Consider the following 23,506-nt stretch of genomic DNA (forward strand, 5'->3'; position numbering starts at 1 on the left):
ACAGGTAAAGTGATGAAACCAGCTGCGTGCTGGTTTCATTGTTTACAATTACAGAAAACGTTTATGGCAACCATACATGTAAGTGGAACTCAGCTCGACCAGCCACCCGCCCGTATTCCGTTGAACAGAAAGTTTCTCGCGGCGATGGCGGCAGTGTTTCTGGTGGCGATGCACTTTTTTATGCCCAATCCCGGTGGTTCTGGGTTGGCGCTGTCGTTTAATCCAACCACTTGGATAGCCTTTTCGGTCGCCTTCGGTATCGGCTGCTACCATCTCGCCGGCAATCAGGCGCTGCGCTATTCCAAGTTGACCATCGGCTTACTGGTCAGTTGCGTAATCCTCTCTATCCCGCTGTTTTATTCCGGGACCAATTACGAACTCTCGCTCGGACGCATGCTGGGTTTGTGGGCGGGGGTGGCGTTTTTTATCCTGCTGCAACAGTTCAGCTTTAGTAATAAACATAAGCAGAGACTGCTGTGGCTGGTGGTGCTGGCGGTGGTGATTGAAGCTTGTCTGGGTTACTACCAGTATCTGTGGCTCAAAGCGGACAACTGGATGGGCTACGACACGCTCTCCAATCGCCCTTACGGCATCTTCCAGCAACCGAATGTGATGGCCAGCTTTCTTGCGACAGGGTTGGTGATCTCGGGCTATTTGCTGGCAAGACAACCACACAAATACAACAAGCATTTGAGCGAGATAACCTTGCTCTACCTTGTGCCGCTCTTCACCGTACCACTGATTGTAGTGCTGGCGTCTCGCACTGGGTGGTTAGCGGCGTTATTAGGCGTGTTGCTGCTGCTCCCTTACCTCTACCGCTTTGGCACAAAAATTCGCTTTTGGGGTTGGCTCATCGCCGTCATTGCTGGGTTGGTGTTGGCCAGTGCGATGCTCAATAACGTCAATCCCGATGGTGACAGCCTCGCTGCACGCAAAGCCAATCTCGACTCAGCGCGCGAATACACCTTTCCGCAAACACTGGATATGCTGATAGAAAAACCGTTTACCGGTTACGGCTACGGCAACTTTGAATCCGCATACACCTTGTATACCGCAAGGCAGCACTTGCTTAATCACAATTATCCCGCTGGCTTACCAGCCATGGATCACCCGCACAATGAGCTGCTTTATTGGGGCGTCGAGGGGGGAATCATCCCGCTGATTGGGATTTTGCTGGCGGCCTTATTAGTGCTTAACCGCATTATGAACACCAAGAAAGGCACACGTTTGGCGGTGTTCGCGCTGTTTGTGCCCATTGTGCTGCACAGTCAACTGGAGTATCCCTTCTACCATTCAGCGATACACTGGCTAACCTTCATCATTTTGCTCTACTGGATTGATCAGCGCGCGACGCGGATGAAGTCGGTCTCTTTTAGTGTTATCAGCAAAACCGTCTTACGAGTGATGAGCTTGGTGGTGCCGATCCTCACGGCGTTTTATATGTTGAGCGCCCTGCACACCAACTATGTCCTGACCCAATTTGAAACCACACGACCACTTGACCCAGATCGGCTCAAGCAAGTGACCAATCCTGTGGTGTGGAAAGATCGCTTCGATTGGGATGTGTACAGCACCTATCTCAACATTGGCTTAGCCACTCAAGATGCGGCGTTAATCCAACCATATATAGACTGGTCGTTGGAGATCATCCAGAGCAAGCCGCGCCCGGCATTTTACTCCAATCTGATCCTCGCTTACCAAGGATTGGGGGATCTTAGTAAGGCCGAACAAGTGCGCGCCGAAGCGGAGTTTCTCTTTCCCAAGCACGACTTTACTCAAGTGCAGTATCAACCGCCCTCGAGTGCACGCTCGGCCACGGTTTCTGCGGGCCAATAAAGGCATCAAGCGAAGCGCATCCACGCTTCGCTTTTTTATTTACAACGCCCGAGCGTTGTTACAGCGCCAACGACTCTTCTAATGCGCGAAGGCAGAGTGCAACGTTTTCTTCTCGCGCCCCATAGCCCATCAAACCAATGCGCCATGCTTTGCCCGCCAACGCCCCTAAACCTGCGCCGATTTCTAAGTTATAGGTTTCGAGCAGATGCGAGCGTACTTTCGCTTCATCAATGCCTTCCGGTACATAGATGGCGTTGAGCTGCGGCAGACGGTGAGCCTCATCTACGACAAAGCGAAAGCCGAGTTTCTCCAGCCCGGTTTTCAGTTTGTCGTGCATCGCTCTGTGCCGTGCCCACGCATTCTCCAACCCTTCATTTTTCAGCATCAGTAGCGCTTCATGCAGTGAATAGAGGCTATTGACTGGCGCCGTGTGGTGATAGCTGCGCTTGCCTGCGCCGCTCCAATAGCCGAGTACTAAGCTTTGATCCAAAAACCAGCTTTGAATCGGCGTGGTGCGCGCTTGAATTTTTTCAATCGCGGCTTTTGAGAAGGTCAATGGCGACAATCCCGGTACGCAAGAGAGGCACTTCTGGCTGCCAGAATAGACCGCATCCAGCTGCCACTCATCCACTTTGAGCGGCACGCCACCGAGTGACGTCACGGTATCGGCAATGGTTAACAACCCATGCGCTTTGGCTAGTTTACCGAGCGCCTCGGCATCGCTCATCGCACCGGTTGAGGTTTCGGCGTGCACAAAGGCGAGGATCTTGCTGTCTGGATGCTCCACAAGCGCTTGTTTTACCTTCTCAACTGAAACGGGGCGACCCCATTCATCGTCCACCAGCACCACTTCGCCACCAGCGCGAATCACGTTTTCCCGCATCCGCTCACCAAACACGCCATTACGACAAACAATCACTTTATCGCCGGGCTCAATCAGGTTGACGAAGCAAGCTTCCATACCCGCACTGCCAGGCGCCGATACCGCGATGGTGAACTCATTTTCCGTTTGGAAAGCGTATTTGAGTAGCTGTTTTAGCTCGTCCATCATGGCGATAAAAAGTGGGTCTAAGTGGCCGACCGTCGGGCGACTTAACGCCTGTAACACCTGCGGAGAGATGTCCGATGGCCCAGGCCCCATAAGAATTCGACGTGGTGGATGAAAACTTTGTATCGTCATAGCGGCTCCTTGCTAAGCGTGAAAGGGTTGTTATGGACTTAGATTAGTATTGAAAGCTGAGCTTTCCACACTAAAGCAATATTTCCGCCACGGCAATTAGCCGACTGTCTTACAGGTCTAACCAGTGTCACAGTTTTGTTAATAAAAACTTTCACTCCTGCCTGAAATAGCCGTTGACATTAAGTGGCGAAAAACGTTCAATGTTTGAGCTTTATGCAGAAGAGGAGCACTGCCCAGGCAGGTGTTTCGTGGAGCCGCAACTCCGATACGAAATACTCAGGGGGAGCAGTGCCGAGGTAGATCAAGGTTGCTGGAATTGATCTGTCGGTTGGCTTGGGTTGAGTCCCATCAACTGTCATCAGCACCGTCTGATGAAGAGCTTCTGAGGGACATTCTCTGATTATTCAAACTGACCTCTTTCAATTGCTCTATCCCCTTTCCTCACCAAACAAACATCGGATGTTGGGTTACCAACGATAGTTATTTTTTAGAAGTCGTGGGAGAAATGCCGTGAGCGCATTAAATGTAGCGAAATTTGGTGGAACCAGTGTGGCCAACTTTGAGGCGATGAGCCGCAGTGCCGCCGTGGTCGAAAACAATCCAGACACGCGTCTGGTAGTGAGCAGCGCCTGTTCTGGGGTGACCAACTTATTGGTTGAACTGGCCAACGGTGTACAAGCGCAAGAGCGACGCAACCAAATCCTCAGCCAACTGGCAGAGATCCACGATGCGATTCTCAATCAGTTGCAAGACGCCAGCGAAACCGCCGCCGAAGTGTACGCTCTGCTTGATACCGTGACCAGCTTAGCCGAAGCCGCTTCCATTCAAGCCAGCACCAAACTGACCGACCACTTGGTCGCCTGCGGTGAGCTGATGTCAACGCACATTCTCACTCAATTGATGAAAGAGCGCGGTTTGAATACGGTACGTTTTGATATCCGCGACGTACTGCGCACCGATAGCAACTTTGGCCGCGCAGAACCGGATGTAACGCAAATTGCCCTGCTCGCCCAAGAAAAACTGTTGCCGCTGTGCCGTGATTTTATCGTCGTGACACAAGGCTTTATTGGCTCTGACCTTGATGGCAACACCACCACGCTTGGCCGTGGGGGAAGCGACTACAGCGCCGCGCTGATTGCTGAAGGATTAAAAGCGACGGGTCTTGAGATCTGGACCGACGTCCCGGGCATCTACACCACCGATCCGCGCATCGCGCCCAAAGCGGCTCCGATCCCTGAAATCAGTTTTGCTGAAGCGTCAGAAATGGCGAACTTCGGCGCGAAGATCCTTCATCCTTCGACGCTGGTTCCGGCGCTGCGTCATGATATTCCGGTGTTTGTTGGCTCGTCCAAAGAGCCCGAGAAGGGCGGTACTTGGATTCGTCATGAAGCACAGAGCTCACCGCTGTTTCGTGCCTTAGCCCTGCGCTGCAACCAAACCATGGTGACGCTGCGTAGCGCCAAGATGTTCCACGCCTACGGTTTCCTCGCCAAAGTATTTGAGATTTTGGCAAAGCACAAAATTTCCGTCGATCTGATCACCACTTCAGAAATCAGTGTTTCGCTCACGCTGGATAAAACCGACACCTCGGGCGGTGCGCCTGAGTTGCCTCAAGCGGTTCGTAGCGAGCTCGAAGAGCTGTGCAACGTGGAAGTTGAACATAACCTATGTCTGGTCGCCTTAATCGGTAACCACATGGAAACCAAAGGTTACGCCAAAGAGGTCTTCAGCACACTGGGCGATTTCAACCTGCGCATGATCTGTTACGGAGCGAGCGATCACAACCTGTGTTTCCTCGTCGATGCGCACGACTCGAAGAAAGTGATTCAAAAGCTGCACCAAGATCTGTTTGAGCAGCACAACTAATGCTCACCAATGTAAAAAGGGTTGCCTCGTGGCAACCCTTTTTTTCGGTCGAAAGTGTGTGGTTTAACCGTTGATATTCGGCCCCAGCCATTTTTCCGCTTCGAGTAGATCCCAGCCTTTGCGCTGCGCGTAGTCTTCTACCTGATCTTGCTGGATCTGTGCGATCGCAAAGTAGCGTGATTCTGGATGAGAGAAATACCAGCCCGACACGGATGCCCCCGGCCACATTGCATAGCTGCTGGTCAGTGACATACCGATCGTTTGCTCGACATTGAGCAGTTCCCATAATGCGCCTTTTTCCGTGTGCTCCGGACACGCAGGATAACCGGGTGCTGGACGAATACCTTGGTATTTCTCGCGGATCAATTCTTCATTGGATAACTTTTCATCCGGCGCATAGCCCCAAATTTCTTGCCGTACTTTCTCATGCAGATATTCGGCAAAGGCTTCTGCCAGTCGATCCGCCACCGCCTGAATCATGATCGCGTTGTAATCATCGCCCTGAGCTTTGAACTCATCAGCCAACTCACGCTCATTGATGCCGCCAGTGACCGCAAATGCACCAATCCAATCCTTTTTGCCTGAAGCTTTCGGCGCAACGTAATCCGACAAACAGTAGTTGGCGCCTTTCGGCTTCTCGGTTTGCTGTCTTAAATTGTGCAGCACTTTGACCACTTGGCTACGCGATTCGTCGCTATACACCTCAATATCGTCACCAATGCTGGCGGCTGGGAAGAGCGCACACATGCCACTGGCTTTCATCAGCCCTTCTTGCTCAATTTTATCCAGCCAATCATTGGCATCTTTGAACAAGCGCTGCGCCTCTTCACCGACCTCTTCGTGGTCGAAAATGGTCGGGTATTTGCCCACCAGCGACCACGTCATAAAGAATGGGGTCCAGTCGATATACTGACGCAAAACCGCCACGTCAAAATCGGCAAACACATGCACACCCGGCTTAGCCGGTGCTGGCGGCGTGTAGCTCTGCCAGTCGATCGCCGCTTTGTTGGCGCGTGCTTCTGCCAAGGTGACTGGTTTACTTCTCGGTTTCTTACGGTTGTGCTGATCGCGCACCAACTCATAATCGGCCTGCAAGCGTTCGACAAACGCCGGACGCAGTTCGTCAGACAGCAGCGAAGTACACACCCCAACCGCACGCGAAGCATTATTGACGTACACCACGGGATGAGAATAGTTCTGCTCAATTTTGACTGCGGTGTGCGCTTTGGAGGTGGTCGCACCGCCGATCAGCAGTGGCAAATCAAAGCCCTGCCGCTCCATCTCTTTGGCCACATGCACCATTTCATCCAAAGACGGGGTAATAAGGCCTGAGAGGCCAATGATGTCGACCTGCTTTTCTTTAGCCACTTTGAGGATCTGCTCACACGGCACCATGACGCCTAAGTCTATGATTTCGTAGTTGTTACATTGCAAAACGACGCCAACAATATTCTTGCCGATATCGTGCACGTCGCCTTTCACCGTGGCGAGCAAAATCTTGCCGTTGGTTGAACCGGACTGCTTAGATGCGTTAATAAACGGCTCTAAGTGGGCCACCGCCTGCTTCATCACCCGCGCCGATTTCACCACCTGAGGGAGGAACATCTTGCCTTCACCAAACAGGTCACCGACCACGTTCATGCCATCCATCAACGGCCCTTCAATCACTTCCAGTGGCTTAGACGCGTTCAGCCTCGCTTCTTCGGTGTCTTCGACGATAAACTCAGTAATGCCCTTCACCAGCGCGTGTTCAAGCCGTTTAGCCACAGGCCAAGTACGCCATTCCAGCGCTGAGGCATCTTCCACTTTGCCCACGGCATTTTCACGATACGCTTCGGCGATTTCCAACAAGCGTTCAGTGCCATCTTCACGGCGATTCAGCACCACATCTTCGACCGCTTCGCGCAGCTTCTCAGGCACGTTATCGTAAATTTCGAGCTGCCCGGCGTTGACGATCCCCATGTCCATGCCGTTTTTGAAACAGTGGTAGAGGAACACCGCATGAATCGCTTCGCGCACATAGTTATTGCCGCGGAAAGAGAAAGAAACGTTCGACACCCCGCCAGAAATCATCGCATGCGGCAGATCGCGTTTGATGTCCGCCACCGCATTAATAAAGTCAACCGCATAGTTATTATGCTCATCAATGCCGGTCGCGATGGCAAAAATATTCGGGTCGAAGATCACATCTTCTGGTGGAAAGCCGACTTCGTCGACCAGAATTCGATAAGCCTTGGTACAGATCTCCAGTTTGCGCTCGCGCGTGTCAGCTTGGCCCACCTCGTCAAACGCCATGACAATCACTGCCGCGCCATAACGGCGGATCAGTTTGGCCTGCTCAACAAACTTGGCCTTACCCTCTTTGAGGGAAATCGAGTTGACGATGCCTTTGCCTTGAATGCATTTCAGGCCCGCTTCAATCACTTCCCACTTCGACGAATCCACCATCACCGGCACTTTGGAAATTTCTGGCTCGGACGCACACAAGTTGAGAAAACGCACCATACACGCCTCGGCATCCAACATGCCTTCATCCATGTTGATGTCAATAATCTGCGCACCGTTTTCTACCTGCTCGCGGGCCACATCCAAGGCTTCATCGTAAAGCTCTTCTTTAATCAAACGCTTAAAGCGCGCAGAGCCGGTTACGTTGGTGCGTTCACCGACGTTAACAAACAAGGTATCTTTCGCTATCGTCAGAGGCTCTAGCCCGGAGAGACGACACGCCACCGGAATGTCTGGCAAGACACGCGGCGCGACCCCTTCAACCGCCAGCGCCATATGGCGAATGTGTTCTGGCGTGGTACCACAGCAGCCACCAACGAGGTTGATAAAACCGCTTTGAGCCCACTCTTTGACGTGCACCGCCATCTCCTGCGGCGAGAGATCGTATTCACCAAACGCGTTTGGCAAACCCGCATTCGGGTGGGTAGAGACGTACGTTTCTGAGATACGTGATAGCTCTTCAACATACGGACGCAGTTCGTCAGGGCCTAAAGCGCAGTTCAAACCAAACGAGATAGGTCTCACATGGCGCAACGCGTTGTAGAAGGCTTCGGTCGTTTGCCCAGAGAGTGTGCGCCCGGAAGCATCGGTAATGGTGCCGGAGATCATCACAGGTAAGCTGATGCCAAGTTCCTCGAACACGGAATCGACGGCAAACGCGCACGCTTTCGCATTCAAGGTATCAAAAATGGTTTCAATCAGAATGAGATCGGATCCGCCACGGATCAGCGCACGAGTCGATTCCGAATACGCTTGCACCAAAGCATCAAAAGTGACATTGCGGTAGCCCGGATCGTTCACATCGGGAGAAATAGAACAAGTACGGTTGGTTGGACCGAGCACCCCAGCCACATAGCGTGGTTTTTGCGGATTTTTAGCGGTCCACTCGTCCGCCACTTCACGAGCCAGTTTAGCTGCAGCGAAGTTAATTTCTTCGCTTAAGCTTTCCATTTCGTAGTCCGCCATGGCAATGGTGGTGGCGTTAAAAGTGTTGGTTTCGAGAATATCGGCACCCGCTTCCAAGTAAGCGCAGTGAATTTCTTTGATCAACTGAGGCTGGGTTAACACCAGCAAGTCATTGTTGCCTTTGAGATCACAGTGCCAATTTGCGAAACGCTCACCACGATAGTCTTGCTCTTGCAACTTGTAACCTTGGATCATGGTTCCCATACCACCATCAATCAATAAGATACGTTGCTTTAGTTGCGCTTCAATCTGCTCTCTAATATTACTTCCCACGATAACGCCTCATTCCTTTCATTATTAGGACATCCTATCACACAATCTTCAGGAGTCTAGACGTCTAAAAATTCTAATTACGCCTATTTGATGCGCCTAGCCGATTGATAAAAGAATTAGCAAAAAATGTTTGCTATTTGTGCAGTGAAGAAAGAAAATTTCGTTCATAATTTGTTACAAAGAGAAGCTCATGTCGGTCTACTACACTCTCTGCTTTTTGTCTGCGGCAGCAATGCTGATTGCGTTCGTTAACAGCAAAATCGGCAAAATGCAGACCACCATCGCCATCACGGCGGGTTCTATGGTGCTGTCACTCCTTATCCTCATCGCGGGTCAAAATAATTGGTTTCATCTCACCGAGATCGCCACTCAAACGGTATCGAGTATCGACTTTGAAGATTTTCTTCTCAAAGGGATCCTCGGTTTCCTTCTGTTTGCCGGCGGGCTGGGCATTAAGCTTCCCAACCTCAAAGATCAGAAATGGGAAATTACCGTACTGGCTTTAGGCGCAACTCTGTTTTCTACCTTCTTCATTGGTTTTGTTCTGTATGGTAGTTGCCAGTTGATCGGCATCCAGTTTGACCTGATTTACTGCTTACTCTTTGGCGCTCTGATTTCCCCAACCGACCCTATCGCGGTGCTGGCCATCGTGAAAAAATTGCATGCGCCAAAACGCATTTCAACCCAAATTGAAGGCGAATCGCTGTTTAACGACGGCTTTGGTCTGGTGATTTTCGTGACGCTGTTCACCATCGCTTTCGGTAGCGAAGCCCCCACTGTCGGCAGCGTGACCATGCTGTTTATCCAAGAAGCGATTGGGGGCATTGTCTATGGCTTCGCTTTGGGTCTGCTGTTTCACTACCTGATCTGCGCGACCGATGACCACTCGATGGAGCTCTTGCTCACCATCGGTGTGCCCACCGCAGGCTATGCGTTTGCTGAAGTGATCCACGTTTCTGGTCCACTGGCGATGGTGGTTTCAGGCATCATGATGGGCAACTGGACGCGATTCATCGGCTTTTCTAAGGAGAGTGAAGATCACTTGGATCACTTCTGGGAGCTGGTGGACGAATTCTTAAACGGGGTACTATTCCTGCTGATCGGCATGTCAATGTTGCTGTTTAAGTTCCATCAGGAAGACTGGATCATGATGGCGATTGCGGTACCTTTGGTATTGGTCGCACGTTATTTGAGCGTCTTTATCTCATACATTGGTTTTAAGCGTTTTCGCAGCTACAACCCTTGGTCAATTCGTATTTTAACCTGGGGCGGCTTACGCGGCGGCCTAGCGCTGGCCATGGCGCTGTCGATTCCTAGCGGCATTTGGGTAATTGAAGATAAGCTGATTGACGTCAAAGAGTTTATTCTGGTTATGACCTACGCGGTCGTGGTGTTCTCCATTCTCATCCAAGGCTCAACCATTACCCCTATGATTGAGAAAGCCAAAAAAGCTGAAGCCGACTACGAAAGTAAACAAGCGGAAAAAGACCTCGCTACAGGTGAAAACGCTCAATCTCAGCACCCGTAACCGACAAGGTTAAACCCGGTTTAAAAGGAGGCAAATTTGCCTCCTTTTCTATACCAAGCAAAATCAACGCTCAGCCAGTCAACGAGAAGATCACCACGCAGATTGTTCTTCTACGCGCTTAGTCATGTTGTCTATTGTTAAACTCAACCGCTAGGTACAAAACTGGCCCTGATAATTATCTCTACTTGGCGTTGCGCTGCTTCACTTCCGCATCTAGGCTCTCGAGTTTCTCTTTCATTTGCTCGTGACACAGTTGCGCCAGTTCGCGCAGGTTCTCTTTAGCGTATCCTTCGGTGCTGATCGGAGGCAACATTTCGACAATCACATGACCATTGTTACAACGGTTCAGTTTAAGGTGATCGGTTGAGCTACAGACGATAGGAATGATAGGCACACCAGCACCAATCGCGGCGTGAAATGCCCCCGTTTTGAACGGCAGCAGGCCACGGCCACGCGAACGGGTACCTTCAGGGAACATCCACACAGAGACGTCAGAGGCTTTCATGCTGGCCACCACTTGGTCTATGGTGCCTTTCGCTTTAGTGCGGTTCGCGCGGTCAATCAAGATATTGCCAGTTAACCAGTACAATTGACCGAAAAACGGAATCCAAACGAGGCTTTTCTTGCCGACGGTCACCACCTTCGGGGTCACAGCGGTTGAAACGGTAAACAAGTCCCAGTTGTTCTGGTGGTTAGCAATATAAATGTGCTGACCACGCTGGTAAGCGTCCTCTGGGATGCGCAGTTCCAGTTTGATGCCATACACCGACGCCATTTTGGCAAACAGGCGGCCAAAGGTAAAAACATGCTTCGGATTACGCGGGCTAAGTAAGCAGTAGCCGCAGCCGAAGACAAACATCACAATCGCAAATAGCGCTGTTGCCAAGATACGTAAAAGGGCAATCATTCTGTTCTCCAGATGCCGATGAGATAAATAACCTAAATGTGTTTTGAGCAATAATTTGCCCAATTGATTCGCTGCGGGAAGCGGCTCATAAAAAAGCCGAAACCTGAGTTTCGGCTCTAGTTGAATCAAGTCAGTTTAGCTTGACTCACGAAAACGCTCAATATTTGCACCTAATGCATTGAGTTTATTTTCAATTTTGTCGTAGCCACGGTCGATATGGTAAATGCGATCAACAATCGTCTCCCCTTTGGCGATGCAGCCCGCAATCACCAAACTGGCCGAAGCGCGCAAATCGGTCGCCATCACTTGTGCGCCACTCAAACGAGTCACATCGCCACAGATAACGGTATTACCTTCGATATCGGCCTTCGCCCCCATACGCATTAGCTCAGGAACGTGCATAAAACGGTTTTCAAAGATGGTTTCGGTGATAACGCCGCCACCTTTCGCCATCATATTGAGCAAAGTGAACTGAGCTTGCATATCAGTTGGGAAACCGGGATGTGGGGCGGTACGAACATTGACGGCTTTGAGCTCACGCCCAGTCATATCGACCGAAATCCAATCGTCGCCCGTTTCCACCAGCGCACCCGCTTCTTCTAATTTGGCCAATACCGCTTCCAAAAGATGGGCATTGGTATTACGACACACTACTTTCCCGCCAGATACCGCCGCTGCGACCAAAAAAGTACCGGTTTCAATCCGATCCGCGACCACCGCATGACGGCCGCCACCAAGGCGTTCAACCCCTTCAATGGTGATGGTATCAGTGCCCGCGCCAGAAATTTTCGCGCCGAGCGTGTTAAGGAATTTGGCGGTATCAACAATTTCCGGCTCGCGCGCGGCGTTATCCAGCACAGTGGTACCTTGCGCTAAGGTGGCCGCACACATGATGGTGATGGTTGCACCGACACTCACTTTATCCATCACGATGTGAGCGCCTTGCAAGCGGCCATCGACGGTTGCTTTCACGTAACCATCTTCCAGTGTGATGGTCGCACCCAACTGCTCCAGGCCAGTGATATGCAAATCCACCGGACGGGCACCAATCGCACAACCACCAGGCAAAGAGACTTGACCATGACCAAAACGCGCGACCAACGGACCGAGAGCCCAAATCGAAGCACGCATGGTTTTGACCAAATCATACGGCGCGCAGTATTCCGTAATTGAGCTAGGGTCAACATGCACGGAACCATTGCGCTCGACTTTCGCGCCAAGGCGTTTGAGCAGTTCCATGGTGGTATCAATATCACGCAGGTGAGGAACATTGGCCACTTCAACCGGCTCCTCAGCCAAAATCGAAGCAAACAAAATAGGCAGTGCGGCGTTTTTAGCCCCAGAGATGGTCACTTCACCACTAAGCGGCTTAGTTGACCCAATAACACGAAACTTTTCCATTACTAAACCTTTACAGAGACATCAGTTTCTTATCACGGGCCCATTCAGTTGGCGTGTAAGTTTTAATCGAGACAGCGTGAATATCATTCCGCTGGATGTACTCCATAAGAGGTGCGTAAATCATTTGTTGTTTCTTAACGCGGCTCATTTCAGCGAAACGAGCGTCCACAGCAACCACTTCATAGTGGCTACCTTCACCTTTTACATGCACCTCTTCAAGGTTCAGTGCTTCTTCTAGTAACTGCTGTACTTTTGCGCTATCCACAATTTACCCCTGATAACTTTGAATATGTCCGGCAACCACAGTTTCGACGTTACTTAGTTGAAACAGTGTGCGCAACTGCGCTGGCACGAAACTGAGCATTATATGACAGTTTTGTCGTTTTGCATGCTCTATTAAGTGAATTAGCATCACCATTCCGGCAGAATCCACCCGTTTGATCTCAGCCAAAGAGCATTCCACCTGCGTCGCGCCGGGCTTCCAATGCTGGGCAAATTGCCACAATGACGGCACTTCGTCACGATCTAAATCTCCGCGAAGAGCGATTTTATCTGCAGCGATTTGCTGCCATTGTGCCTGCGCCATTAATTTTTTACCTCGAAGCGGATTGGCTGCGCCGCCAACTGTTCCAGTTCTTTTGCAACGGCCAACACGCCCTCTTGGCGAATCTTGCCATTCCACTCGGACTGTTTGCTAGAAAGTAAACTGATCCCTTCTGCCACCATGTCAAACGCTTGCCACTCACCATCTTTTTCTTTACGCAGCTTGAACTCCAGTTTGATGTTCGGCCTTGGAGAGTCAATGATATCGACCTTAATGCTAGTAATGCGTTTCGAGTCGTCCAGTGGCGGCTCTGGGCCAAACTCGACTTTCTGATCGGTATATTGCGTGAGTACTTGGGCGTAAGAAGTCACCAAATAGGCACGAAACGCGGTAATAAACTCACCTACGTCTTCTCGCTTCGCCCCTTTCAAATTGGGGCCTAATAATTTTAGCGCCGCGTATTTGTCGTTGATGTAAGGCATCAATTCCTCTTCGACCACCACTTTGAGGTGCTCAGGATTTTTCTGGATCAGCGCTTGATCGGCGGCCAAACGCTGAAAGGTTGTCTGAGAAACTTGCTTCATCATCTTATAAGGATCGGTTTTATCGATCTCTTGTGCTGAGACATTGACGCTCAGCAGCAGTAACGTGACTGCCACGAATAAACGTTGCAACATAGTTATTCCTTCTTCGACTCTTCTTTGTTCCCTACACTGTAGAGCACTTGTCCTATCAAATCTTCTAACACTAAGGCAGACTTGGTATCTTCAATGAAATCACCGTCTTTGAGCATTTGCTCGTCGTCAAAGACAAACCCCGGAACCAGACCGATATACTGCTCACCAATCAGTCCCGACGTTAGAATCTGCACACTGGACGTCTCTGGAAACTGGTTGTATCGGCTGCTGATCGAGAGTGTGACAATCGGTACTAAGGTCTGCGGGTTAAGCTCGATAGAAGAGACTCGGCCAATCACCACGCCACCCACTTTCACCGGTGAACGTACTTTAAGGCTGCCAATGTTATCGAACTCCGCTTTGAGCGCGTAACTATCGCCTGAACCTAAGCCTTTTACGTCAGCAACCTGAAAAATCATCACTAATATTGCGCAAATTCCTGCTAAGACGAAACTGCCAACCCATAATTCTGTTTTGCGTGTTTGTTGCATGATTAGTTCCCAAACATCAGTGCGGTCAGTACGAAGTCAAGCCCCAGTACTGCCAGAGAAGAGTGTACCACCGTGCGCGTTGTCGCACGGCTAATGCCTTCCGAAGTTGGAACGGCATCGTATCCATTAAATAACGCTATCCAGGTGACGGTGATAGCAAAGAAAACGCACTTGATCATGCTATTGCCGATATCTTGCCCAAGCTCAACCGAAGCCTGCATTGCCGACCAGAAACTGCCATGATCAATGCCTTTCCAATCGACACCAACCAATTGCCCCCCCCAGATCCCGACGGCCATAAAAATCATCGCCAGCAACGGCATGGAGATTAGCCCAGCCCACAAACGAGGCGCAATCACCCGCTTAAGCGGATCAACCGCCATCATCTCCATGCTGGATAGCTGCTCGGTGGCTTTCATCAAACCAATTTCAGCCGTGAGTGCCGAACCTGCTCGTCCGGCAAACAGCAATGCCGTGACCACGGGGCCAAGCTCACGCAGTAGCGAGAGTGCCACCATCTGCCCTAAGCTGCCTTCGGCACCGTAATCGACCAGAATCACATACCCTTGCAGGCTCAGCACCATGCCGATAAACAGGCCTGAAACCACGATGATCGCCAGCGATTGTACGCCGACGCTGTGGACTTGCTTCACTAACAATGGCAGGTTTTTCAGAGGTTGCGGGCGTGTGAATACTGCGCCGAACAACATCAGGCTCGCCCGTCCAAATGACTCACAAATCGCCATCAAACGGCGTCCGACCCCAGAAACAAAGTTGATCAATTCAGACATGGTCAAATAAATCCTTCTCAATGCTCTGGGCGGGAAAGCGAAATGGCACCGGGCCATCGGCGTCACCCTGCAAAAATTGCTGGACACGCGGATCGCGGTTGTCTCGCAACTCCTCCGGCGTGCCTTTCGCAATCACTTTGCCATCGGCCAGCAGATAGACCCAGTCAGCAATGCTCATCACTTCAGGGACGTCGTGGGAAACGACGATGGAAGTCACGCCAAGCGCCTGATTGAGATTGCGAATAAGCTCAACCAATACCCCCATGGTGATCGGATCTTGGCCGACAAAAGGCTCATCAAACATGATCAAATCCGGATCGAGCGCAATCGCACGCGCTAACGCCGCGCGGCGAGCCATGCCTCCGGAGAGTTCGCTTGGCATCAAGGTCGAAGCCCCTCTCAAACCGACCGCTTCGAGCTTTAACAGCACTAAGGTACGAATCAGTTCTTCAGACAATTGGGTGTGTTCTCGCAGCGGAAAAGCGACGTTGTCAAACACGTTGAGATCGGTAAACAGCGCCCCAGACTGGAACAGCATGCTCATTTTCTTGCGCGCTTGATAGAGCTTACTGCGCGATAACGCTGGGATATTGTCACCATCAAACCAGATTTCGCCCGCTTCGGGCAAAATTTGTCCGCCGATCAAACGCAGTAAGGTGGTTTTACCAATTCCGGACGGCCCCATGATCGCGGTGACTTTGCCTTTCGGAACCTCAAGGTCAACGTGATCAAAGATCAGCCGCTGGCCTCGGGAGAAAGTCAGCCCTTTAATGGTAACTAAATCGTTGTTCGACATAGTCTCTCTTGTCAGTGTTGGTTAGATGGGTCTTCAATTTGAGTTGCCATCATAAGCAGATTAGTTAGTAATTAAAAGCACTGTTCGATTAAATAACTCGCACAGAATCGTCACATCTTGCACACAAATTGGCGTTGCAATCCTCTGCAGGATAGCAAATGTAAAGCATACACGAGTGCACGGCGTGCCGTATAAAGCGCTAACGAAATCCTAATCCAGTCGTAATTTGTTACTTGTTTGTCTTCCCTTTTTTCACTCAAAAAGTCAAAATTAGCGGTTAAACCTTCAACTCAATATAACTTTCTGGGAATCATCATGCTCGAAGCCATCGCGCTACTTATCGTCGGTCTTGTTCTACTGGTCTGGAGTGCAGACAAACTTGTGTTTGGTTCTGCCGCTTTAGCTCGCAACATGGGCATTTCACCGCTGGTGATCGGCATGACCATTTTGGCCATGGGCTCGTCAGCACCAGAAATGATGGTTTCGGCCACTGCGGCGTTAGAGGGCAAAACCGACACCGCTGTGGGGAACGTATTGGGTTCAAACATTGCCAACATCGCCTTAATTCTCGGCATCACTGCTTTGATTAAGCCGTTGTCGATCAGCTCTGCTATTGTGCGTCGTGAGCTACCTTTGATGATCGCCGTGACTGTGCTGTCTGGCATCTTGCTCTGGGACAGTCACTTAGGGTTTTACGAAGGCATTCTACTGTTTGCTCTCTTCGGTGTATTTTTATTTGCCATGCTGCAGATCAGCAAAAAAGAGCAACAGCGCGGTGATGCATTCTTAGACGAGCAAGCGTCGGAAATCCCACAAGGGGTGAGCAACGGCAAAGCTGGCCTGTGGATCGTCGTCGGCCTGATATTGCTACCTCTGGCCGCCGATATGCTGGTCGATAATGCTGTGGTGATTGCCAAACATTTTGGTATGAGTGATCTGGTCATCGGCCTGACCATTATCGCGGTCGGCACCAGCCTGCCAGAACTCGCCGCGTCTCTCGCTGGGGTGCTCAAAGGCGAAGATGACATGGCAGTGGGCAACATTATCGGTTCTAACGTGTTTAATATTCTTGCGGTGATGGGATTACCGGGCATTCTCAACCCATCCGTCTTAAGCGAATATGCGATGGGACGCGATTTCTGGGTGATGCTAGCTATTTCGTTGTTACTCGTGGTCATGGCACTGGGTAAATCTCGCAGTATCAGTCGCATCGAAGGCGGCATCCTGATGATCTGTTTTGTCACTTATCAAAGCTATCTATTGATGAACATGACCGCTTAATCGATCCGCTGAGGAGTAAACATGGCACTTTCGTTTGATTATCGTACCGTCGCACAGCAAGTTTTAACCACGGAAATCCGGGGGCTAGAACAACTCGCGCAATACTTTGATCAGCAGTTTGAACAAGCCTGCGAGCTAATGCTGCACAATCAAGGCAAAGTGGTGGTGATGGGCATGGGCAAATCAGGTCACATCGGCAAAAAGATTGCGGCGTCGCTTGCCAGCACGGGCACCTCCGCATTTTTTGTTCATCCAGGCGAAGCCGCGCATGGCGACCTGGGTATGATCGAACGTGGTGATATCGTGCTTGCGATCTCCAACTCAGGTGAATCTTCGGAAATTCTCGCGCTTTTTTCGGTGCTCAAACGGCTGAGTATCCGCATTATCAGCATGACCGGAAATCCAAGTTCAACCATGGCCAAGCTGGCGGATTTCCACCTGCAGATCACCGTGCCAGAAGAAGCCTGTCCACTCGGACTCGCCCCCACCACCAGCACCACCGCGACCTTAGTGATGGGCGATGCGATTGCGGTTGCTCTTTTGCAAGCCAGAGGCTTTACCGCCGAAGATTTCGCCCTGTCACACCCTGGCGGTGCACTGGGGAGAAAACTGCTCCTCAAGTTGTCCGATATTATGCACACAGGTCACGCCTTGCCTAAAGTTAACCCAGAGGCTTTGGTGCGTGATGCGCTGTTGGAAATTTCGCAAAAAGGCCTTGGCATGACAGCGATTGTCGATGAAAGTGACCACTTACTCGGTATTTTTACCGACGGCGATCTACGCCGCATTCTCGATAAACGTATCGACATTCACAGTGCGAAAATTGGCGACGTCATGACGGAGCGTCCAACCGTCGCGGATCCCAATCTGCTGGCAGTCGAAGGGCTTAATTTGATGCAGAAGAAAAAAATTAACGGTTTGATGCTGTGCCAACAAGGTAAATTGGTCGGCGCGCTGAACATGCACGACCTACTTAAAGCCGGAGTGATGTAATGACCCACTCAGTTGAAACGTTATACGGCCCTGTCGAGTCGGCGGTTTTTGCTATCGCCAAAGAGATCAAACTGCTGATCTGCGATGTGGATGGCGTCTTTTCCGATGGCCTTATCTACATGGGTAACGACGGTGAAGAGTTGAAGACATTCCATACTCGTGATGGCTATGGGGTGAAATCGTTGATGAACGCCGGCATTGAAATCGCCATCATCACGGGCCGCCGCTCACAGATCGTTGAAAATCGGATGAAAGCCTTAGGCATTTCCCTGATTTATCAAGGGCAAGATGACAAAGTGAAGGCCTATGCAGATATTTGTGACAAATTGTCCATCAGCCCACAGCAGACAGGTTATATTGGTGACGATCTGATAGACTGGCCAGTAATGGAAAAAGTCGCACTCCAAGTATGTGTTGCCGATGGTCACCCACTGCTCGCTCAACGAGCCAACTATGTGACCCGAATCAAAGGCGGTCATGGTGCCGTCCGCGAAGTGTGTGATCTGATTTTGCAGGCACGCGATGAGCTGGATGCTCACAAGGGTTTGAGTATATGAGTGTCGCCCGCATCCTATATGTACTGCTCTTTTTTGTTGCGTCTTGGTCGGCTTATTACTTATATAGTCAACGCGAAGCACAGACGATTCAGGTGGCACCTAACCTTGAATTGCCAATATTCAGTGGAACGGCGCTGAAGAACACCAGTTACAATGAATATGGCCTACGCAGTCACCAGATCGCGTCGTCGCATCTGGATCACTACGCCAAAAGCGGTGATACCATTTTTGAGAATCCGACACTGGCTATCTACCGTGACGGCGAAGCGTTAGAGTGGAAAGTCAGCGCCAAACGCGCGGTACTCAACGAGAAACAGGTTCTGACCCTTTACGATAATGTCCTGATGCAAAATCTGTTGCCGGATGCGAGTTTTGATACCCTGGCCACCGCCAAGCTGGAGATTGATCTGGCCAATCGTGATTTTCGCGCCGATCAGCAAGTCCTGCTGGTTGGCCCACAATTTGAAACAAGCGGAGCGGCAATGCAAGGCAACCTGCAAACCAATACCGCCACTCTGTATAATAAAGTTCAAGGTAGATATGAGACCCTTACACCTTAGCCTCTTTGCATTCGTTTTAGCTGCCCCAAGCGCCTTTGCGCTCAAATCGGATACTCAGCAACCTGTCTACATCGATTCTAATTCTCAACAATTAGATATGCGCAGCAATCAGGTCATTTTTGAAGGGAATGTCTCGCTCAAACAAGGCAGCATTAGCATTAACGCCGAGCGGATTGTCGTCACCCGCGACAAAGAAAAAAACGCCATCCATAAAATTGAGGCATTTGGTAAACCCGCGACGTTTTCACAACTGACAGACGATGGTCGCACGCTAAGTGGCAAAGCCAACCAATTGGATTACGAAGTCACTTCCGATCAATTGGTGATGCTTGGCCAAGCGGAGCTGTCTCAAGATGGTAATGTAATCAAAGGCTCGTCGATCAAATACCAAATCGCGCAGCAGAAATTGATTGCCGACAGCTCAAACAATGAGCGCGTCACTACCGTATTACAACCAAGTCAGGCGAATAACTAACATGGCCGTTCTGAGAGCAAAAAATCTCGCTAAGAGCTACAAAAAGAGAAAAGTCGTCACTGACGTCAGCTTGCAAGTCGAATCAGGGCAGATCGTTGGCTTGCTTGGGCCCAACGGTGCAGGCAAAACTACCTCTTTTTATATGATTGTGGGCTTAGTGCCACGCGATGCAGGCACCATCAGTATTGACGATCAAGACATCAGTATTCTACCGATGCACAGCCGTTCCAAATTAGGCATTGGTTATCTTCCTCAGGAAGCCTCGATTTTTCGCAAGCTTTCTGTGGAAGACAACATCATGGCCGTGTTGCAAACGCGCAACGAGCTCACTCGCGAAGAACGCCAAGACAAACTCGAAGATCTGCTGGAAGAATTTCACATTCAGCATATTCGACAAAGTGCGGGCATGGCGCTATCTGGCGGTGAGAGACGCCGAGTCGAAATCGCCCGAGCTCTGGCAGCCAATCCTCAGTTCATCCTGCTGGACGAACCGTTTGCAGGGGTTGACCCCATCTCTGTCATCGACATCAAAAAGATTATTGAGCATCTGCGCGATCGCGGCCTTGGCGTGCTCATCACCGACCACAATGTACGCGAAACACTGGACGTATGTGAGAAAGCGTATATCGTCAGTCAAGGGCACCTGATCGCCGAAGGAACCCCGGAACAAGTTCTCAACAATGAGCAAGTAAAACAAGTTTATCTCGGCGAGCAATTCCGACTATGATTAAATTAACAACGGCAGATTCTGGGAATAACAAGGTAAGAACTACTGAATGAAACCCTCATTACAACTCAAGCTAGGTCAACAGTTAGCCATGACGCCGCAGCTTCAGCAGGCTATTCGCTTGCTGCAACTGTCGACATTGGATCTTCAACAGGAAATACAGGAAGCACTGGAATCCAACCCTCTACTTGAAGTCGAGGAGAGCCATGACGAGCCACAAGCTAACCATGAAGACAAGCCCAGCAATGAAGGGAGTGATTCTGATGATTTCAGCGCCGAAGTCGACTTGCCGGACAGCTCAGACATCATCGAGAAATCCGAAATCAGCAACGAGCTGGAAATCGATACCACTTGGGATGATGTTTACAGCGCGAATACAGGTAATACCGGTATCGCCTTAGACGACGACATGCCCGTGTATCAAGGGGAAACCACCGAAACCCTGCACGACTACCTATCGTGGCAGCTCGACCTTACGCCGTTCAGTGAAACCGATCGCATGATTGCCTTTGCCATCATCGACGCCGTGGACGACACAGGTTACTTAACCATCAGCCCAGAAGAGATTTTAGAAAGCCTAAACAGCAGCGACATTGAGCTGGATGAAGTGGAAGCGGTGAGAAAACGCATTCAGCAATTTGACCCGCTTGGTGTCGCCTCGCAAAACCTGCAAGAGTGTTTATTGTTACAACTCGCCACGTTTCCAGCCGAAACGCCATGGTTAACCGAGGCCAAGTTAGTTCTGCTGGAGCACATTGAGGCGTTAGGCAACCGTGATTACAAGCTGATCGTTAAAGAAGCTAAACTCAAAGAAGAAGATCTGCGCGAAGCGCTAAAACTGATCCAGCAGCTAGACCCAAGACCTGGCAGCAAGATCAACCCGAGCGAAGCCGAATACGTCATTCCGGATGTGTCTGTGTTTAAAGAGAGCGGTAAGTGGAGCGTGGCGATCAATCCCGACAGCATTCCAAAGCTCAAAGTGAATCAACAATATGCCCAGTTGGGACGTGGAAACAGCGCCGATAGTCAGTACATTCGCAGCAATTTGCAAGAAGCAAAATGGCTAATAAAAAGCCTAGAGAGTAGAAACGAGACACTGCTCAAAGTTGCACGATGCATAGTTGAACATCAGCACGATTTCTTCGAGTATGGGGAAGAAGCAATGAAACCCATGGTGCTGAATGATGTGGCTATGGCGGTTGAGATGCATGAGTCAACTATCTCCCGCGTGACCACGCAAAAGTTCATGCATACCCCCAGAGGGATTTTTGAATTGAAGTATTTCTTCTCCAGTCATGTGAGTACCGACAACGGAGGAGAGTGTTCATCGACAGCAATCCGCGCACTCATCAAAAAACTGGTGGCGGCAGAAAACATTGCCAAACCGTTGAGTGATAGCAAAATTGCTGCGCTACTGGCTGACCAAGGGATTCAAGTCGCTCGGCGAACGATTGCCAAGTACCGGGAGTCCTTAGGCATTGCCCCTTCAAGTCAGCGCAAACGCCTGCTTTAGGCCACAACTGAAAAGGAAAGTCTATGCAAATCAATATCCAAGGCCATCACGTTGATCTTACCGATTCAATGCAAGACTATGTTCACTCCAAGTTTGATAAGCTTGAGCGATTTTTCGACCACATCAACAGTATCCAAGTGGTCCTGAAAGTTGAAAAAATTCACCAAATCGCTGAAGCTACGCTCCACGTTAATCACGGTGAAATTCATGCCTCATCCGACGATGAAAACATGTACGCTGCCATAGACTCCCTGGTCGATAAACTCGTCCGCCAGTTAAACAAACACAAAGAAAAACTTAACAGTCATTAACCATGCAACTTAGCACAATACTTTCACTGAACTGCACCAAGAGTGCAGTTCAGTGCTCTAGCAAGAAAAGAGCCCTCGAAATCATCAGCAACCTCGTTGCGGAACACACTGGCCAAGATTCCACTGCCTTGTTTGAGTGTATGCTCAGTCGAGAAAAAATGGGCAGCACGGGTATCGGTAACGGTATTGCCATTCCCCACGCACGCATGACGTCCGCTGACCACGCGGTCGCCGTTTTACTGCAATGTGAGCAGCCGATAGAGTTTGACGCCATCGACAACCGTCCGGTCGACCTTTTATTCGCTCTTTTGGTGCCAGAAGAACAGTGCAAAGAACATCTGAAAACCCTTTCCTCAATGGCAGAACGCCTGAGCGACAAACAGGTGTTGAAAATGTTGCGCAATGCCAAAAGCGACCAAGAGTTGTACGATATCATGGTCAGCGAGCAACAGGACGCCTAAGCGATGCGACTCATCATCGTCAGTGGACACTCCGGAGCAGGCAAAAGCGTTGCTTTGCGGGTTCTGGAAGATCTCGGTTACTACTGTGTCGATAACCTGCCAGTCAATCTGCTCGACGCGTTTGTTCAGTCCATCGCCGAAAGCAAGCAAAATGTCGCGGTCAGTATCGATATTCGCAACATTCCCAAGCGCATGAAGGAGCTTTCCGCGACACTAAAAAAGCTCAAAGAGAGCCTCGATGTTTCGGTGGTTTTTCTCGATGCCGACAAAGAAACGTTGCTCAAGCGCTATAGTGAAACTCGCCGCATCCATCCACTTTCTAAGGGTGAACATACTCATACGCTCGATCAAGCGATTGATCAAGAGAAGAAGATGCTGAAACCATTGCGAGAGATTGCCGATATCCTGCTCGACAGCAGCAATCAATCTCTGCATGAACTGAGCGAAACCATTCGCACTCGAGTCGAAGGTCATGAACGTAAAGAACTGATCATGGTGTTTGAATCCTTCGGCTTTAAATATGGCCTGCCAACCGACGCGGATTATGTGTTTGATGTGCGCTTCCTACCAAACCCGCATTGGGAACCATCACTGCGGCCCATGACTGGTCTGGATGGCCCGATCAAAGCGTTTTTAGAGCGCCACGAAGAAGTGTTAGAACTCAAGCATCAAATTGAAAGCTTTATCGAACATTGGCTACCGATGCTGGAAAAGAACAATCGCAGCTATCTCACTGTGGCGATTGGCTGCACGGGCGGAAAACATCGCTCCGTGTACTTAACTCAGCAAATTGGTGAATATTTTGCCGAGCTTGGGCACAAAGTACGAATTCGTCACACTGGATTAGAAAAGCGCAACAAGGAATAG

General features: G+C 50.3%; 23 protein-coding genes and 1 riboswitch. Of the genes, 13 read left to right on the forward strand and 10 right to left on the reverse strand.

The annotated features are described in order from the left end of the window. Positions 1-63 precede the first annotated feature (63 nt). Positions 64-1,836, forward strand: a complete 1,773-nt coding sequence (locus tag I3X05_RS14690; protein ID WP_337970835.1) for a PglL family O-oligosaccharyltransferase — start codon at positions 64-66, stop codon at positions 1,834-1,836. 58 nt (positions 1,837-1,894) lie between these two features. On the opposite strand, the gene I3X05_RS14695 is transcribed toward I3X05_RS14690, so the two are convergent. Then, positions 1,895-3,016 (reverse strand): pyridoxal-phosphate-dependent aminotransferase family protein, encoded by a 1,122-nt coding sequence (locus I3X05_RS14695; protein ID WP_337970836.1) that lies wholly within the window; start codon positions 3,014-3,016, stop codon positions 1,895-1,897. Between the two features lie 211 nt (positions 3,017-3,227). Further along, a riboswitch (Lysine riboswitch) is annotated at positions 3,228-3,406 on the forward strand. A 120-nt stretch (positions 3,407-3,526) separates the two neighbouring features. On the opposite strand from I3X05_RS14695, the gene lysC reads away from it, so the two are divergent. Continuing rightward, the gene (gene lysC, locus I3X05_RS14700) at positions 3,527-4,882 is read left to right on the forward strand and encodes a lysine-sensitive aspartokinase 3 (protein ID WP_045571701.1); all 1,356 of its coding nucleotides are present in this window, start codon (positions 3,527-3,529) and stop codon (positions 4,880-4,882) included. A 63-nt stretch (positions 4,883-4,945) separates the two neighbouring features. Here the strand turns inward: lysC and metH are convergent, their stop codons facing one another. Then, the gene (gene metH, locus I3X05_RS14705) at positions 4,946-8,626 is read right to left on the reverse strand and encodes a methionine synthase (protein WP_045571702.1); all 3,681 of its coding nucleotides are present in this window, start codon (positions 8,624-8,626) and stop codon (positions 4,946-4,948) included. Between the two features lie 190 nt (positions 8,627-8,816). Here metH and I3X05_RS14710 point away from each other — a divergent pair, with 190 nt between their 5' ends. Then, entirely contained in the window at positions 8,817-10,154 is a 1,338-nt protein-coding gene (locus I3X05_RS14710; RefSeq protein WP_045571703.1) for a cation:proton antiporter, read from the forward strand. A gap of 181 nt (positions 10,155-10,335) precedes the next feature. On the opposite strand, the gene I3X05_RS14715 is transcribed toward I3X05_RS14710, so the two are convergent. The 8 genes from I3X05_RS14715 to mlaF form a co-directional block, all read right to left on the reverse strand. Beyond that, positions 10,336-11,061, reverse strand: coding sequence for a 1-acylglycerol-3-phosphate O-acyltransferase (locus I3X05_RS14715; RefSeq protein ID WP_039430642.1), 726 nt, complete (start codon positions 11,059-11,061; stop codon positions 10,336-10,338). Positions 11,062-11,196: 135 nt separating this feature from the next. Beyond that, complete coding sequence (gene murA, locus I3X05_RS14720; RefSeq protein WP_039440387.1) at positions 11,197-12,462, reverse strand: UDP-N-acetylglucosamine 1-carboxyvinyltransferase; 1,266 nt, start codon at positions 12,460-12,462, stop codon at positions 11,197-11,199. A 10-nt stretch (positions 12,463-12,472) separates the two neighbouring features. Next, positions 12,473-12,727, reverse strand: coding sequence for a BolA family iron metabolism protein IbaG (gene ibaG, locus I3X05_RS14725; protein ID WP_045571704.1), 255 nt, complete (start codon positions 12,725-12,727; stop codon positions 12,473-12,475). Between the two features lie 3 nt (positions 12,728-12,730). Beyond that, positions 12,731-13,048, reverse strand: a complete 318-nt coding sequence (locus I3X05_RS14730; protein WP_045571705.1) for an STAS domain-containing protein — start codon at positions 13,046-13,048, stop codon at positions 12,731-12,733. After that, a complete protein-coding gene (locus I3X05_RS14735) occupies positions 13,048-13,683 on the reverse strand; it encodes an MlaC/ttg2D family ABC transporter substrate-binding protein (protein WP_045571706.1) in 636 nt (211 codons plus the stop codon). The genes I3X05_RS14730 and I3X05_RS14735 overlap by 1 nt, the downstream gene beginning before the upstream one ends. 2 nt (positions 13,684-13,685) lie before the next feature. Next, entirely contained in the window at positions 13,686-14,174 is a 489-nt protein-coding gene (mlaD, locus tag I3X05_RS14740) for an outer membrane lipid asymmetry maintenance protein MlaD (protein WP_045571707.1), read from the reverse strand. A gap of 2 nt (positions 14,175-14,176) precedes the next feature. Further along, positions 14,177-14,965, reverse strand: coding sequence for a lipid asymmetry maintenance ABC transporter permease subunit MlaE (gene mlaE / locus I3X05_RS14745; protein WP_045571708.1), 789 nt, complete (start codon positions 14,963-14,965; stop codon positions 14,177-14,179). Further along, positions 14,958-15,761, reverse strand: a complete 804-nt coding sequence (gene mlaF / locus I3X05_RS14750; protein WP_045571709.1) for a phospholipid ABC transporter ATP-binding protein MlaF — start codon at positions 15,759-15,761, stop codon at positions 14,958-14,960. Before mlaF ends, mlaE begins: the two co-directional genes overlap by 8 nt. 315 nt (positions 15,762-16,076) lie before the next feature. Between mlaF and I3X05_RS14755 the strand changes: the two genes are divergently transcribed. From I3X05_RS14755 to rapZ, 10 genes are read left to right on the forward strand one after another with little or no spacing between them, the layout of a single operon-like run. Further along, positions 16,077-17,042, forward strand: a complete 966-nt coding sequence (locus tag I3X05_RS14755) for a calcium/sodium antiporter (RefSeq protein WP_337970837.1) — start codon at positions 16,077-16,079, stop codon at positions 17,040-17,042. 21 nt (positions 17,043-17,063) lie between these two features. Continuing rightward, positions 17,064-18,035 carry an arabinose-5-phosphate isomerase KdsD gene (kdsD, locus tag I3X05_RS14760; protein WP_045571711.1) on the forward strand — a complete coding sequence of 324 codons (972 nt, stop codon included), beginning with the start codon at positions 17,064-17,066 and terminating at the stop codon, positions 18,033-18,035. Then, positions 18,035-18,592: a 3-deoxy-manno-octulosonate-8-phosphatase KdsC gene (kdsC, locus tag I3X05_RS14765; RefSeq protein WP_045571712.1), complete on the forward strand. Its 558-nt coding sequence runs from the start codon at positions 18,035-18,037 to the stop codon at positions 18,590-18,592. The genes kdsD and kdsC overlap by 1 nt, the downstream gene beginning before the upstream one ends. Continuing rightward, entirely contained in the window at positions 18,589-19,152 is a 564-nt protein-coding gene (gene lptC, locus I3X05_RS14770; RefSeq protein WP_337970838.1) for an LPS export ABC transporter periplasmic protein LptC, read from the forward strand. Before kdsC ends, lptC begins: the two co-directional genes overlap by 4 nt. Beyond that, on the forward strand, positions 19,133-19,627 hold the full coding sequence (gene lptA, locus I3X05_RS14775) for a lipopolysaccharide transport periplasmic protein LptA (RefSeq protein WP_045571714.1): 495 nt from the start codon (positions 19,133-19,135) through the stop codon (positions 19,625-19,627). Before lptC ends, lptA begins: the two co-directional genes overlap by 20 nt. Position 19,628: 1 nt before the next feature. Next, on the forward strand, positions 19,629-20,354 hold the full coding sequence (gene lptB / locus I3X05_RS14780; protein ID WP_039430672.1) for an LPS export ABC transporter ATP-binding protein: 726 nt from the start codon (positions 19,629-19,631) through the stop codon (positions 20,352-20,354). A gap of 49 nt (positions 20,355-20,403) precedes the next feature. After that, complete coding sequence (locus I3X05_RS14785) at positions 20,404-21,867, forward strand: RNA polymerase factor sigma-54 (RefSeq protein WP_193167421.1); 1,464 nt, start codon at positions 20,404-20,406, stop codon at positions 21,865-21,867. Positions 21,868-21,890: 23 nt separating this feature from the next. After that, positions 21,891-22,178, forward strand: coding sequence for a ribosome hibernation promoting factor (gene hpf, locus I3X05_RS14790; RefSeq protein WP_039430676.1), 288 nt, complete (start codon positions 21,891-21,893; stop codon positions 22,176-22,178). Positions 22,179-22,180: 2 nt separating this feature from the next. Then, positions 22,181-22,639, forward strand: a complete 459-nt coding sequence (ptsN, locus tag I3X05_RS14795) for a PTS IIA-like nitrogen regulatory protein PtsN (RefSeq protein WP_039430679.1) — start codon at positions 22,181-22,183, stop codon at positions 22,637-22,639. Between the two features lie 3 nt (positions 22,640-22,642). Further along, positions 22,643-23,506 (forward strand): RNase adapter RapZ, encoded by an 864-nt coding sequence (rapZ, locus tag I3X05_RS14800; protein ID WP_337970839.1) that lies wholly within the window; start codon positions 22,643-22,645, stop codon positions 23,504-23,506.

The organism is Vibrio navarrensis (genome assembly GCF_015767675.1).
Classification (GTDB): domain Bacteria; phylum Pseudomonadota; class Gammaproteobacteria; order Enterobacterales; family Vibrionaceae; genus Vibrio.